Annotated in this window: 15 protein-coding genes; 6 read left to right on the top strand and 9 right to left on the bottom strand. The window is 69.4% G+C overall.

The window, feature by feature from the left end; translation table 11 throughout:
• Positions 1-120 precede the first annotated feature (120 nt).
• A complete protein-coding gene (locus tag QHF89_RS08420; RefSeq protein WP_136967593.1) occupies positions 121-468 on the bottom strand; it encodes a hypothetical protein in 348 nt (115 codons plus the stop codon).
• Between the two features lie 245 nt (positions 469-713).
• Between QHF89_RS08420 and QHF89_RS08415 the strand changes: the two genes are divergently transcribed.
• The 3 genes from QHF89_RS08415 to QHF89_RS08405 are packed head-to-tail and all read left to right on the top strand — an operon-like array spanning position 714 to position 1,983.
• On the top strand, positions 714-857 hold the full coding sequence (locus QHF89_RS08415) for a hypothetical protein (RefSeq protein WP_284720236.1): 144 nt from the start codon (positions 714-716) through the stop codon (positions 855-857).
• 42 nt (positions 858-899) lie between these two features.
• A complete protein-coding gene (locus QHF89_RS08410; RefSeq protein ID WP_136967592.1) occupies positions 900-1,442 on the top strand; it encodes an RNA polymerase sigma factor in 543 nt (180 codons plus the stop codon).
• Complete coding sequence (locus QHF89_RS08405; RefSeq protein ID WP_136967591.1) at positions 1,429-1,983, top strand: hypothetical protein; 555 nt, start codon at positions 1,429-1,431, stop codon at positions 1,981-1,983. The genes QHF89_RS08410 and QHF89_RS08405 overlap by 14 nt, the downstream gene beginning before the upstream one ends.
• A gap of 68 nt (positions 1,984-2,051) precedes the next feature.
• On the opposite strand, the gene QHF89_RS08400 is transcribed toward QHF89_RS08405, so the two are convergent.
• The 8 genes from QHF89_RS08400 to QHF89_RS08365 all read right to left on the bottom strand — a co-directional run bounded on the left by QHF89_RS08400 (position 2,052) and on the right by QHF89_RS08365 (position 9,552).
• Positions 2,052-2,495, bottom strand: coding sequence for an arsenate reductase/protein-tyrosine-phosphatase family protein (locus QHF89_RS08400; protein WP_136928296.1), 444 nt, complete (start codon positions 2,493-2,495; stop codon positions 2,052-2,054).
• 4 nt (positions 2,496-2,499) lie between these two features.
• Complete coding sequence (locus tag QHF89_RS08395) at positions 2,500-3,204, bottom strand: MIP/aquaporin family protein (protein ID WP_136967590.1); 705 nt, start codon at positions 3,202-3,204, stop codon at positions 2,500-2,502.
• The gene (locus QHF89_RS08390; protein ID WP_136967589.1) at positions 3,194-3,697 is read right to left on the bottom strand and encodes an ArsI/CadI family heavy metal resistance metalloenzyme; all 504 of its coding nucleotides are present in this window, start codon (positions 3,695-3,697) and stop codon (positions 3,194-3,196) included. The genes QHF89_RS08395 and QHF89_RS08390 overlap by 11 nt, the downstream gene beginning before the upstream one ends.
• Positions 3,698-3,746: 49 nt before the next feature.
• Entirely contained in the window at positions 3,747-4,061 is a 315-nt protein-coding gene (locus QHF89_RS08385; RefSeq protein ID WP_136967588.1) for an ArsR/SmtB family transcription factor, read from the bottom strand.
• 67 nt (positions 4,062-4,128) lie between these two features.
• Positions 4,129-7,215, bottom strand: coding sequence for a CusA/CzcA family heavy metal efflux RND transporter (locus QHF89_RS08380; RefSeq protein ID WP_136967587.1), 3,087 nt, complete (start codon positions 7,213-7,215; stop codon positions 4,129-4,131).
• 5 nt (positions 7,216-7,220) lie between these two features.
• Entirely contained in the window at positions 7,221-8,618 is a 1,398-nt protein-coding gene (locus tag QHF89_RS08375) for an efflux RND transporter periplasmic adaptor subunit (protein ID WP_136967586.1), read from the bottom strand.
• 1 nt (position 8,619) lies between these two features.
• Positions 8,620-8,961 (bottom strand): hypothetical protein, encoded by a 342-nt coding sequence (locus QHF89_RS08370; protein WP_284720235.1) that lies wholly within the window; start codon positions 8,959-8,961, stop codon positions 8,620-8,622.
• A gap of 123 nt (positions 8,962-9,084) precedes the next feature.
• Positions 9,085-9,552 carry a hypothetical protein gene (locus QHF89_RS08365; protein ID WP_136967585.1) on the bottom strand — a complete coding sequence of 156 codons (468 nt, stop codon included), beginning with the start codon at positions 9,550-9,552 and terminating at the stop codon, positions 9,085-9,087.
• A gap of 577 nt (positions 9,553-10,129) precedes the next feature.
• Between QHF89_RS08365 and QHF89_RS08360 the strand changes: the two genes are divergently transcribed.
• The 3 genes from QHF89_RS08360 to QHF89_RS08350 are packed head-to-tail and all read left to right on the top strand — an operon-like array spanning position 10,130 to position 13,031.
• Positions 10,130-10,858: a HoxN/HupN/NixA family nickel/cobalt transporter gene (locus QHF89_RS08360; protein WP_284720234.1), complete on the top strand. Its 729-nt coding sequence runs from the start codon at positions 10,130-10,132 to the stop codon at positions 10,856-10,858.
• 20 nt (positions 10,859-10,878) lie between these two features.
• Entirely contained in the window at positions 10,879-11,850 is a 972-nt protein-coding gene (locus QHF89_RS08355) for an MbnP family protein (RefSeq protein WP_284720233.1), read from the top strand.
• The gene (locus QHF89_RS08350) at positions 11,847-13,031 is read left to right on the top strand and encodes a methanobactin export MATE transporter MbnM (protein WP_284720232.1); all 1,185 of its coding nucleotides are present in this window, start codon (positions 11,847-11,849) and stop codon (positions 13,029-13,031) included. Before QHF89_RS08355 ends, QHF89_RS08350 begins: the two co-directional genes overlap by 4 nt.
• Positions 13,032-13,074: the final 43 nt, after the last annotated feature.

Here is a 13,074-nt window from a genome sequence, read left to right as displayed (position 1 = left end):
AACTCCTCCGCCGCGCGCGCAAGACGGCGCGCGAAGCGGTTCCCGGGAGAAGGGTGCGCAGGCGCGCATGCCTCCAACGGCAGACGCGCGCAGCCACCCCGCGTTTACGGGTTCACCGAATCAGGCGCGGATCGGTCTGGGGGGTCGGTAGATGGCGGAGGGGTCGGGCCGCGGGGGCGCCGTCGCTTCGTAGGGCGCGAGCATGAGGTCCGCGCCGCTCGGGAGCTCCAGCAGGTAGGGCGAAACGAGCGGCGGGAGCGCGCCCATCAGGTGCGCGCAGTGGCAGTCGGGGCAGCCCGGGGGGCACTCGCGACCGTCCTTCTCGTTCGGACAGTCGTCGTCCCTGTGGACCGGGGTGTCGCCGTCCTGGATCGCGGCCACCGCGTCCACGGCGAAGTGCGGCAACCCGGTCATCTGGAAGGCGGTGAGGGCCACGAACAGACGGATGGCCACGAGGAGGATCCGCATGGCGCGGGATCCCCTGGAGAACCGTCTGCGACTCCGGGTGGCCGTCTTCACTCGCCTGCCCGACGTTACTCCTTGGCGTGACGGGCTGCAACGAGGACGCGCGAGGGGCCACGACCGTCCGCGCCGTTTCCGCGGCGACGCGCGTGCCCCAAAAAAAAGATCCGCCTTCCGGTCACGCGAAGGCCGGCTCGCGCCTATCCCGATCACCGCGCTCAAGAGCGCCGGGCGGAGGAAACGAGAAAGACATGAAGACCTTCAAGAATACCCTCGTGCGCATCGTCACCACCCTGTCGCTGATGGCCATGCCGGTCGCCGCCCTCGCGGACGCGGCGCCCTGCCCGTGCGGGACCGCGTGCCCGTGCGGCGCGGGCTGCCCCTGCGGGCACTGACGGGCGCCAAGCGTCGCCGGAGGACGGAAACAACACCAGGTGATGGACCGGGACGAACGCGAGCAACTGCACAAGGCGATGGTTCGCCTCGCCGATGGGGATCGGAGCGCGTTCGAGCCGGTCTATGCAGCGATCTGGCCCGTCCTCCGGCGGTTCGCCGGGCGGGCGATGCCGAACGAGGCGGACGCCGAGGACGCCGCACAAGCGGCCTTGATCAAGGTGTTTTCCCGCGCGTCCGAGTTCGACGCGACGCGCGACGCGCGCGCCTGGATCCTGGGAATCGTGGCGTACGAGTGCAGGACGTTGCGACAGAAGGCGCGTCGGCGCCGGGAGGAGCTGGGTGGGATCGAGGAGCTCGGCCCGCGAACCCGCACGGAGGAAGCAACCCCCGAGGAGCGCGTGATCGCGCTGGATTTGCAGGAGGCTGCTTTCGAAGCGCTGGGGACGCTGGGCGCCGAGGATGTCGAGACATTGCAGCAGGTGCTCGCCGATGAGCGGCCCGAGGGCGCGACGTTTCGAAAGCGGGTGGAGCGCGCGATGCGGCGGCTACGCGATGCGTGGAGGGTCAAACATGGGACGGGGTGAACGAGACCTCGCCGCGCGTGCGAGGCGCGCGTACGAGATCGGCAGGCTACGCTCCGCGGCGAAAATCCTCGTTTCTCTCGCGCCGGTGGTGGCGCTCGCGCTCGTGGGCGGCAGCGCGGAGAGCGCCTGGACAATGGGCGTCGGCGTGGTGCTCGGGGGATTCGCGGTGGCGCTCCTCTGGCGCGGCGGCGCGGTCGGGCGTGCCGTGCGGCCGGGGCTCCTGGCCGGGGCCATCCCGCTCGTGGCGCCGCTCGTGCTGCGCGCGACGGGGCATTGTTGCATGGCGGGCATGTGCTCGCCGTTATGCTTGCCGGTATGCACGAGCGCGGGACTCGTTGCAGGAATCGCCGTTGGTTTACGGGCGGCAAGCGAGAGTGATGGACGGCAAAGATTCGCGCTCTCCGCGTCCGTGATGGCGGGGTTGATGGGCACCCTCGGATGCATGGGAATGGGGCTCGGCGCTGTGGGCGGCATGGCCGTCGCGCTCGCGCTCGGGTCCATGCCGCTGGCGGCCCTGGGGATGCGGCTCGGCCGCGCATGACACCGCGGCGTCTGCCCCCAGCCCCTCCTCGACGAGGAGGCCCGCGCTGCCGCGCGAAGGACGCCCCCTCATCTCCGTGATCCGCTCGAGGGCGGGAGGGCGACCCCCGAGGAGCGCTCCCACCCCTCCTCGGCGATCAGGGCCTCGACACGCCGGCGGATGTCGTCGCGGATCTCTCGCACGCGCGGGGCGGGCTTGCCCTTCGGGTCTTCGACGGGCCAGTCGTCACGACGCAGCCCAGGCACGACGGGGCACGCCTCGCCGCAGCCCATCGTGATCAACATCGAGGCCGTGCTGGCGAGCTCTTCCGAAAGGAACCTGGGTTTTCCCTGCGAGACATCGATGCCCACCTCGGCCAGGGCCTCGACGACCTCCGGGTGGACACGCGCGGCCGGCGCCGTGCCCGCCGAGATGGCGCGCACCTTCGACGGGTCGGCCAGAACGTCGAGCCAGGCCGCGGCCATCTGGGAGCGGCCGGCGTTGTGCACGCACGCGAAAAGGACGGTCTTCAAGGAGTCACACTTCCTCGCGCCGATCGATCACACGATCGGCGACGGCAGGGAGCGCTGGCACGAGCCACCGGAACGCGACCGTAGCGGCCGCAGCCCCGAGGAGTTGAGCGATGACAAACCCGGGCACGTCCACGGGGCGAATCCCCGCAAACGTGTTGCTGGCGGCCCTCGCCATCGTCACGGCTGGGTTCGCGAACGACGTGGACGATGTGAACCAGTAGGCGGCCGTGATGTACGCGCCGACGGCGAACGGCACGGCTGCCGTTCGTCGCCGGGCGCATCCCCATATCACCGCCATCAGCCCGAAGGTCGCCACGAACTCGCTCACGAGTTGTGCGAGCCCCCCGCGGGCGTGCTCCGACGCCGAGAGCACCGCCTCGCCGAACATGACGTGGGCGACGATCACCCCGACAAACGCGCCCCCGACCTGCGCGAGGATGTACGCCGGGACCTCGCGCCACGGAAGGCCCCCCTGCGTCGCGTCCGCCAGTGTGACCGCCGGATTGAAGTGCGCGCCCGAGGTGGGGCCGAACGTCAGGATCAACGCGACGAGCCCGGCCCCTGTGGCGATCGTATTGGCGAGCAGGGCCATGGCGACGTTCCCGCCTGCCAACCTCTCACCCATGATGCCCGAGCCGACCACGGTGGCCAGCAGGAGCGCCGTCCCGAGCCCTTCCGCAACAGCGCGGCGGGGCAGGTCAACCCTCATCGGCCGACTTCGGGGAGCAGCACGGTGACGCCGACGCCTCGGCCGCTGGTTTTCGCGAGAGCGCGACGGGCGTACAGCACGCGCTCGCGTCCGTCTTCAGGGCAGGCGAATCGCCCATGACTGCCGCGTCGCCCTTCACGACGAAGACCTCCCACGAGTTGCCGTCCGGATCCTCGATCCAGACCTTGTCCTGCACCGCGTAACAGCAGGACGTGTCCTCCTCCGTGAAGGTCGCGAGCCCCAGGGCCTCGAAGCGCGTCTTTGCCTCGATGACGTCCTCGGTCATCGCGACCTGGACGCCGAAATGGCTGGCGTTCACGCCCGTGCGCGGGGCCTCCTGCATCGTCAGGTTCAGCGACGGCGTCTCCAGGTCGAACTTCGCATACCCCGGACGCCGCTTCGTCGCGGCGACGCCGAACGCCTTCTCGTAGAAGGCGACGGACCGATCGATGTTGGTGACGTTCAGGGAGACGTGGGGCTTGACGACGTTCATCGCATTCTCCTTCCAAAAAAGTCGAACAAGGGCGCAAAAAAGGGGCCGCTCAGCAGCAGCCCTTCGCGCCACTCCCGCGCTTGCAGCAATCCTCCCATACGTAGTCCGTGAGGTCGCGGAGCGCGGCATAGTCGGCAGCGTAATAGTGGAACGTGCTCTCGAGGCGGGTCGTCAGGAGGCCCGCCTCCACGAGCCGCTTCAGGTGATGGCTCAGCGTCGATGCAGGCACATCGACATGCGCCTGGATCTCCCCCGCCGCCGTGCCCCCGTCGCCCCCCTGCACCACAAAGCGCAGGATCTGGAGGCGAACGGGGTGACCAAGCGCGCTGAGCTGCTGCGCGTGACGTTCGAGCTTCGAGGTCACGCGGCTACTTCTAACATCCTCGAAGTAGCCACGCAAGGGCTCCGGCGAAGGCTCCGAGCGGCGGGGCTCATGTCGACGCGGACGCCTCGGCAGCCAGGGGTTTGCCCGCGCCGAACATGACGTAGAGCGCCGGCAGGACGAGGAGCGTGAGGAGCGTCGAGGAGAGGACCCCGCCGATGACGACCGTCGCGAGTGGGCGCTGCACCTCGGCGCCGATCCCGGTGTTGATGGCCATCGGCAAAAAGCCGAGGCTCGCGACGAGGGCGGTCATGAGGACCGGACGAAGCCTGCGCTCTGCGGCCTGCTCGACCGCGTCGCGTATTGGCATTCCGGTGCCGAGGAGCTGCCGCACGGTCGAGACGAGCACCATGTCCGCGAGGACCGAGACCCCGGACAGGGCCACGAATCCCACGCCGGCCGAGATGCTGAACGGAAGCCCGCGCAACCACAACGCGACGATCCCGCCGATGGCCGCGAACGGAACCCCCGTGAAGACCCGCGCCGCGTCGAGGACACGCCCATAGGTGAAATAGAGCAACGCGAAGATCAGCACGAGCGCGACCGGTACGACGATGAGCAGCCGCTCCTGCGCCCGTTCGAGGTGCTCGAACTGGCCTCCATACCGCACGTAAGAACCGGAGGGCAGGACGACCTTCTCGTCGATGCGCGCGCTCGCCTCCGCGACGAACGAGCCGACGTCCCGGCCTCGCACGTTCGCCTGCACGACGATCCGCCGCTTGGCCCATTCCCTGTGGATCGTGGAAGGCCCCTCGACGAGGCGCAGGTGCGCCACGCTCGAAAGAGGGAGCTGCGTGCCATGGGCAGCCGTGATCAGGATACGTCCGACGGCTTCGACGTCGGTCCGATAACGATCGTCGAGCCGCAGCGTGATCGGAAACCGCTTCTCGCCCTCCTGCATCGCTCCGACCTCACGCGTCCCGAGCGACGCGACGACGTCGAGCACCTCGTGCGCCGGGATCCCGTGGCGCGCAATGGCCGCGCGATCCACCTCGATCTGGAGCAGCGGTTGCCCCGTGACCTGCTCCGTCACGACGTCGGCGGCGCCCGGAATGGCCTTCAGGATCGCCTCGATCTCGCGCGCCTTCTCCTTCAGGAGCTCGAAGTCTTCCCCGAAGAGCTTGACCCCGACGTCCGATCGAACCCCGGCGACCATCTCGTTCACCCGCATTTCGATGGGCTGCGTGAACACCATGCGCATGCCGGGCAGATGTTCGAGTTCGCCTTGCATGGCGCGCACGAGCTCGTCCTGCGTCGCGCCGCGCTTCCATTGCTCCCGCGGCGTGAGCGTGACGAACACGTCCGAGAGCTCGATCCCCATCGGATCCGTGGCCACCTCCGCCGTGCCCGTGCGTGTCCAGACGCGCGTGATCTCGTCGGGGAATTTTTCGCGCAACGTCTTCTCGATCTGGAGGCCGTAACGCGTCGATTCCTCCACGGAGACGCCCGCGAGCCGGATCGTGTTGATCACGATGGCGCCTTCGTTCAAGCGCGGGACGAACGCCGAGCCGAGCTGCGTGGCGACCCCGACGGCCCCGCCCAGCATCGCCACGGCGATGGCCACGACGAGCCTGCGACGGCGCAGCGCAAAATGCAGCGCGGGGCGATAGACACGCGCGAGCGCTCGCACCACGAGGCCCTCCCGCGCTTCCATTCGGCGCGGCAGGAGCAAGCTCGCCAGCACCGGCATCAGCGTGAGCGAGAGCAACATCGAGCCCGCGAGCGCGAAGATCACGGTCAGCGCCATCGGCCGGAAGAGCTTTCCCTCGACGCCTTCGAGGAAAAGGATCGGCAGATAGACAATCATGAGGATGAGCTCGCCGAACATCGTCGGTTTGCGCACCTCGAGCGCCGCGTCGCGCACGACCTCGATCGTCGTTCGCGCGCCCTTGTCCTCCGCGAGCCGCTGCGTCGCGTTCTCCACCATGATCACGGAGCTGTCGACGACGAGGCCGAAGTCGATCGCGCCGAGGCTCATCAGGCTGCCCGCGATGCCAAAACGAAGCATCAGGCTCGACGCAAAGAGCATCGAGAGCGGGATCGCCGACGCGACGACGAGCCCCGCGCGCAGGTTGCCCAGAAACACGAAGAGGACCGCGAGGACGAGGAGCGCGCCTTCGAGCAGGTTCGTCCGGACCGTGCGCAGCACGTGATCAACGAGATCCGTGCGGTCGTAGACGGTCTCGACCTCGATCCCCGGCGGCAGGCTCTTTTTGATCTCGTCGAGCCGCACCTTCAGCCGGCTCGTCACGTCATGGCTGTTCTCGCCCATGCGCATGAAGCCGAGGCCGAGGACGACCTCGCCTTCGCCGTCCGCCGTCACCGCGCCGCGCCGGATCTCGCGCCCTTCGACGACCTTCGCCACGTCGCGGACGCGCACGGGCACGCCTTCGTGCGCCGTGATCACCATGTCCTCGATGTCGCTCGGGCGCGTCGCAATCGCGATCCCCTGGACGAGCGTCGCTTCGCCGGCGCGATCGAGGCTGCCGCCGCCGACATTCGTGTTGTTGTGCTCGATGGCCTCGGCGAGATCGAGGAGCGTGAGACCCCGCCGCTGGAGGTCCTTCGGATCCACGACCACGTGGATCTGCCGCTCGTCGCCGCCCCAGGCATTCACCTCGGCGACGCCACGGACCGAGCGGAGCTGCGGCTTGACGATCCAGTCGTGTGCGGTGCGCAGCTCGCTCAGGCTCTTGCCCTCGCCCGATACGATGTAATGGAAGACCTCGCCGAGGCCCGTCGCGACAGGCCCGAGGGTCGGCCGCTCGATCTGCGGCGGCAGCGAGACGCTTTGCAGCCGCTCCATGGCGACCTGCCGCGCGAGATAAATGTCCGTCCCGTCCTCGAAGACGACGGTCACCTGCGACAGACCGAACCGCGAGATCGAGCGCACCTCGTCGAGCCCGGGGAGCCCCGCGAGGGCCTGCTCGATCGGCGCCGTGATCTGCCGCTCGATTTCGAGCGGCGCGAGCGCGGGCGCCACAGAATTGATCTGCACCTGCACCGGCGTCGTGTCGGGGAACGCGTCGAGCGGCAGGCGGCGGAAGGAGATCGCCCCCAGGACCGCGACGGCGACCGTCGCAAGGATGACGATGAGGCGGTGGCCGAGCGACCACGTGATGATGCGGCTCAGCATCGCGCTCAATCGGCGGCGCAGCAGCCAGCGCCGATGCTCTCCTTCAACGTCTCGGTCTTGAGCAGGAAGCTGCCCGTCGTGACGACGTCCTCGCCGGGACGCGCGCCTTTGCGGATCTCGACGAGGTTGCCCTCACGAACCCCCAGCTCGACGCGCCGCGCCTCGTATTCGTCCTCCGCGAGCCTCACGAAGACGAGGTGCACGTCCTTCGCGCGCTGCACGGCCGCGTCAGGGACGGTGACGCTCGCGCGCGCCGCGCCGAGCTCGATCCGAGCCCGCCCGAACATGTTGGCCCGCAGGGCGCCGTCGGCATTCTCCAGCGGAACACGCGCCCGCACGGTGCGCGTCGCGAGATCGATCTGCGGGCTCAGATATGTGATCTTTCCGCGGAACATGCGCCCCGCGAGCCCGTCGACGTCGAGCGTCACGGATTGCCCGACGGCGACCGCCGAGAGTTCGGCCTCGGGGACGTCGAGCTCCGCCCACATCGCGGACGTGTCGACGACCTCGAAGAGCATCTCTTCGAGCCCGACATGCTTGCCCACGGTGGCGCTCCGCTGGGTCACGACGCCGTCGATCGGCGAGGTGAGCGTGTACGAACCGCCCGAACCACCGCCGGCTCCGAGGATGGAGAGCGCCGTGGCGAGCCCCGCCTGCTCGGCCTTGGCGGCTTCGAGCTCCTGCTCCGCTGCGAGCACGTCCTTGTCGGCGCTGAAGCCCGACGTCCGGAGCGCCGCGACCCGCTCGTGGTTCTTCTGCGCGATGGAGACGCGCGCCCGCGCGGCCTGGAGCTTCGACCGATCCGCCCCGACCTCCGCGCTCTCGATAACGGCGAGCGGGTCCTTCGTTTTGACCTGCGCGCCGATGTCGACCTTCATCGCCCGCACGACGCCGGCCGCCCGCGCATTGATGTGCGCGAGCCGCGTGGCGTCGTACGCGAGCCGCGCCGTGACGACGAGGCCCCCCGCGTTCTTCCGTTCTTCGGCCTTCACCGTCTGGATCCCGGCGAGCCGCGCCGTCTCCTTCGTCTTGAACCGCACCCGGGTCCCGTCGGCCGGCGCGTCCTTCTCGGGGGCGTTGTTCCCGCCGCCCTTGCCGCTCACGTCGACGCCGGGGCGCCCGCCGCGCTCTGGGTGGCAGGTGGGGCAAAAGGACGCTGGAAAGCCGTGCTCGGCGCACCAATCGCCCTTCGCCTGGAACACGGCCGCGAGCTTCGGGTGGCATTTGGGGCAAACCACGTCGAGCACGCCGTGCTCGCAGAGCTTCCCTTCGCCGTCCGGCGCCGCCGCGGCCTTCTGCGTGGGGCTCGCAGGGGCCGCGGGCGACTCCTTCGCCTTCGGATCTCGACCGCACCCGGCGAGCCCCAGAAGGAGCGCCAGGGCGGCGAACAGGAGGGGACGCATTTCAGCTCCCCTTGGGCGGTCGAACGATCTTCAGGCCCGGGTTGCACTTCAAGCACTGCGACTCCGGGAGGCTGTGCTCGGCGCACCAATCGCCCGTGGCCTTGAAGGCGGGGATGAGGTCGGGGTTGCACCGGGTGCACTGCGATTCGGGGACCGCGTGCTCCCCGCACCAGTCCTCGTGCGAGCCGGGCTTCACGGTGCTCGGCGCGTGGGCGCCATCTTGTTTTGCAGATTGCGCCGCGGCCGGCTCGGGCTTGGTAGTTGAACCGGCGTCCTTGGAGCACGCGGGGGCGGCGAGGGAGAGGACGGCGAGGAGCGAAACGATCAGGGAACGATGCATCATCGAGGAGCCTCTTCAGGGTCGTCTTTGCCAACTGCGGACACGTCGCCACGCGCCGCGAGAACGCGGTTCACGCGCGGAGGCGATCGATCGATGGAGCCATCTCCGGCGGGGCCGGGGCTCCGATCAGCAGCGGAAGACTTGAAGGGCGATGCAGCGCTCCGCCGAGGAGCATGGCCCCGCGCGAGGGAGCACGGGATGCGCGACGATCCGCGGCGCTGACACAAGGAACGGGGGGGCGCGCCGGGCGACGGACCCAACCGGCGCTACCTCGTCCGGGAGGGTCGTGAACGGCGCCGGAGGGACATGCGGGAGCTCGAGGCGCGTGTCCGCGCGCGGAAGCTCGCCGACCTGATGTTCCTCGCAGCACCCTTCGCCGAAGCTCGGCCCCTGCGTGTCCTCGCCGTGCCCGGCGGCGTCGCAGTCGTCGGACGCACAGGCGTGCTCGACGACCTCCTGGACCGCGACACAGAAGTAGTAGCTCCGGCCCGAGAAGAACACGGCGAGCGCGACGACGGCGACGAGGAGCAACACGAACACACGGCGAGGCCCGAGGGCCTGCATGGAGTTCGCGGGTGCGCGGCGTGCCGTCACGGGGCGTGAGCCTAGCCGGAACGGGTCGGGGGCGTCCAGGGTCACCCGATCCACGTGTACCGAGGGGGTCGACGCGTGGCACCCCCTACACACGTCCTCGTGTACCGAGGGGGTCGACGCGTGGCGACCCCCGCACGTCCTCGTGTACCGAGGGGGTCGACGCGTGGCGACCCCCGCACGTCCTCGTGTACCGAGGGGGTCGACGCGTGGTGACCCCTACACACGTCCTCGTGTACCGAGGGAGTCGACGCGTGGCGACACCCCCACGTCCTCGTGCTCCGAGGGGGTCGACGCGTGGCGACCCCCGCACGTCCTCGTGTACCGAAGGGGTCGACGCGTGGCGACCCTCGCACGTCCTCGTGTACCGAGGGGGTCGACGCGTGGCGACCCCCGCGGAGCATCGCAAACCCAACGCTCCTTGACACGAACGCGGTTCTTCGTGCTACACCCGTTTGGCAAGCCGCTCTGACGCCTCGATGGCGGTCCGGCGCTCGCCGGTTCGAAAGAGCGTCCCCGGCGGCCACGATCGACCCGAGACCGCTGGGAACCCCTCCCCGGTCGCTCTGTGGGTGTGTCCGTGGTCTCCGTCCTCTCGCTCCTCTTGCTGGGTTTTTTCCTCGGCATGCGGCACGCAACCGATCCGGACCATGTCGTGGCGGTGACCACGATCGTCAGCCGGGAGCGTACGTTGCGCGCCGCCGCCCCGCTCGGCGCGATCTGGGGCCTCGGCCATACCCTGACGATCCTCCTCGTCGGAGGCGCCATCGTCCTCTTCGGCATCGTGGTCCCGCCGCGCGTGGGCCTGACGATGGAGTTCTCCGTCGCGCTGATGCTGATGTTGCTCGGCGGCCTGAGCCTCGCGCGGATCGTGCGGCAGACGCGCGACCACGACGCCGCCGCCCCGGATTCCGGGCACGAGCGCGCCCATGCCGTGCTCTTCGGCCTCGATCGCCGGCTCGGGCGCTTCGGCGCCTATCGGTTCGTCCGGCCGCTCGTCGTGGGCGTGGTGCATGGAATGGCCGGCTCGGCCGCCGTGGCCTTGCTCGTGGTGGGGACGATTCACGATCCGGGGTGGGCGCTCGTCTACCTCGTCGTCTTCGGCGCCGGGACCATCGCCGGCATGTTGCTCATCACGACCGCCCTGGCGATCCCGTTCGCGTACGTGGCGCGGCGCTTCGAGCGGCTCCACCGCGGCCTCGGGCTCGCCGCGGGCGTGTCGAGCCTGGCCTTCGGCGCATTGCTCGCCTACGAGATCGGCTTCGTGCAAGGTCTCTTCACCGGCAATCCCCAATGGGTTCCAGGATGATCACGGCAGGAGGCGCGCCGATGTCCCTCGCATTCCGTCCCCTCGTCGTTCTTTGCCTCGCCGTCGGCTGCTCCTCGTCCGACCCGGCGCCGCCGAGCACCCCCGGGCCCAGCCCGGTGACGCTCCAGTTCGATGCCGTCGACGCCGAAGGGACGCCCTACGTCTGCGGCGCAAAGGGCTTGCACGTCGCCGGCCTGACCGACGTCACCCCCGGGGATCTCCGCTTGTATGTGCACGAGGTGCGCCTGTTGAAGGGCGACCGGGCGATCCCGGTGACCCTCGATCAGGACAAAACCTGGCAATTCCAGAATGTCGCGCTGCTCGATTTCGAGGATGCGACGGCGGCGTGCTCGTACGTCATCTTTGGCAAGAGCAAGACCCCCGATACGAACCGCGTCTTGCGCGGGGTGCCGGCCGAGGCGGGCCCGTACGACGGCGTCGAATTCACGCTCGGCGTGCCCGTCGCCCTGAACCACCTGGAGACCGCCGATTCGAAGAGCCCGCTGAACACGACGGGCATGGACCACGGCGCGGCGGACGGGCGGCAGTTCGTGCGCGTGAGCTTCTATTCCGACACGACGGGGGCGACGGGGGACAAGGACCACAACCTGCTCGTCTTCCGGAGCGTCTGCAACAACGTGACGAACGGGGGCGAGATCCCCGCGTCCGCGGATGCATGCAACAAACCCAATCGACCGACGATCCGCCTCGCGCAGTCGGGAGGGTTCGATCCGGCGAAAGATCGGATCGTCGTGGATGTCGACGCGATGTTCCGCGGCTACACGACGCCGGGGACGCCGGGCGCGCACGCCGATCTGAGCGACGGGGGCCGCATCGACTGTTATGGCCCGCTGAACGCGGGGGACCTGGGGCCACAAATCGGCGCCGAGCGTTGCGGGACGTTCTACCCGAACGTCGGCCTCGATTACACGACCGGCAGGCCGCAGGGGACGCAGGGCGTGTTCCGCGTCGAAAAGAGCAAGGCGAGGTGAGCCCGCCCGCGGCGCGGCGCGCGTCGATGGCGCTCCTCCTCAGCGCGGGCGCGCTCGGGTGCAAGCCCTCCGCCGATCGCCCCGCCGAGGCGCCCTGGGTGTGGGATCTTCCGCCGGGTTTCCCGGCGCCGCTCGTGCCCGCGGACAACCCGATGAGCGCGGCCAAGGTCGCGCTCGGTCGTATGTTGTTTTACGACAAACGACTCTCCGCCGACGAGAGCCTCTCGTGCGCGACATGCCACCAGCAAGCGCTGGCCTTCAGCGATGGACGCACGACGCCGGTCGGCCTGGAAGGGGACGCGCATCCGCGGAATGCGCCGACGCTCGCCAATGTCGTGTACGCCCCGCGGCTCAACTGGGCCGATCCGGGGACGAAGGCGCTGGAGGCACAGATGGAGGGGCCCCTGTTCGGGCACGGCGCGCCCATCGTCGAGATGGGGCTCGTGGACGAGCCACGCCGCGAGGCGGCCCTCGCGCGGCTGCTCGCGGACGCGCGGTATCGCGAGGCCTTCGCGCGGGCCTTCCCGGACACGGCGACGTACACGTTCGTGCATGTCGGGAAGGCCCTCGCGAGCTTCGAGCGCACGCTCGTCTCGGGTATGTCCGCGTGGGACCGCTATCGCGCAGGCGACGACGCCGCGCTCGGACCGGCGGAGCGCCGGGGCATGTACATCACGCGTGATCACGTCGGCGGCGCCCTTTGCCACCATTGCCACGATGGATTCAACCTGTCCGGCCCCGTGAAGCACGTGGACGCGCCCTTCGACGAGGTCGTGTTCGCGAACATCGGCCTCTACAACGTGGGGGGCACGGGCGCGTATCCCGAGGGCAACCAGGGCCTCTACGAGCACACGAAGAACCTCTCGGACCGCGGGAAGTTCCGCACGCCCACGCTGCGCAACATCGCCGTGACCGGCCCGTACATGCACGACGGCAGCGTCGCGACGCTGGAGGACGTGCTCACCGTGTACGTGGAGGGAGGGCGCGTGATCGAGGCGGGACCCTACGCGGGGGATGGTCGCAAAAATCCGCACAAATCAGCGGGGTTGAGTGGGACCCCCTTGAGCGCCGAGCAGCGGCAGGATGTCCTCGCGTTCCTCGGCGCGCTCACGGACGAGGCGTTTCTCGTCGACGCGCGTTTCTCGAACCCGCATCCGGAAGACCCGCATTTCGGGGAATGAGGGGAACCGCGCTGCGCGATCTTCCGAGCATCGAGCCGGTGGA

Source organism: Polyangium sorediatum, from assembly GCF_029946465.1.
GTDB lineage: Bacteria > Myxococcota_A > Polyangia > Polyangiales > Polyangiaceae > Polyangium > Polyangium fumosum.
The sequence above is the reverse complement of the archived record's forward strand: the minus strand, read 5'-3'. Positions and strand labels throughout refer to the sequence as shown.

Bases quoted from the DNA above. Each gene is read 5' to 3' on its own strand.
- QHF89_RS08420 (WP_136967593.1), bottom strand. From the start codon at position 468: ATGCGGATCCTCCTCGTGGCCATCCGTCTGTTCGTGGCCCTCACCGCC.
- QHF89_RS08415 (WP_284720236.1), top strand. From the start codon at position 714: ATGAAGACCTTCAAGAATACCCTCGTGCGCATCGTCACCACCCTGTCG.
- QHF89_RS08410 (WP_136967592.1), top strand. From the start codon at position 900: ATGGACCGGGACGAACGCGAGCAACTGCACAAGGCGATGGTTCGCCTC.
- QHF89_RS08405 (WP_136967591.1), top strand. From the start codon at position 1,429: ATGGGACGGGGTGAACGAGACCTCGCCGCGCGTGCGAGGCGCGCGTAC.
- QHF89_RS08395 (WP_136967590.1), bottom strand. From the start codon at position 3,204: ATGAGGGTTGACCTGCCCCGCCGCGCTGTTGCGGAAGGGCTCGGGACG.
- QHF89_RS08390 (WP_136967589.1), bottom strand. From the start codon at position 3,697: ATGAACGTCGTCAAGCCCCACGTCTCCCTGAACGTCACCAACATCGAT.
- QHF89_RS08380 (WP_136967587.1), bottom strand. From the start codon at position 7,215: ATGCTGAGCCGCATCATCACGTGGTCGCTCGGCCACCGCCTCATCGTC.
- QHF89_RS08375 (WP_136967586.1), bottom strand. From the start codon at position 8,618: ATGCGTCCCCTCCTGTTCGCCGCCCTGGCGCTCCTTCTGGGGCTCGCC.
- QHF89_RS08370 (WP_284720235.1), bottom strand. From the start codon at position 8,961: ATGATGCATCGTTCCCTGATCGTTTCGCTCCTCGCCGTCCTCTCCCTC.
- QHF89_RS08355 (WP_284720233.1), top strand. From the start codon at position 10,879: ATGTCCCTCGCATTCCGTCCCCTCGTCGTTCTTTGCCTCGCCGTCGGC.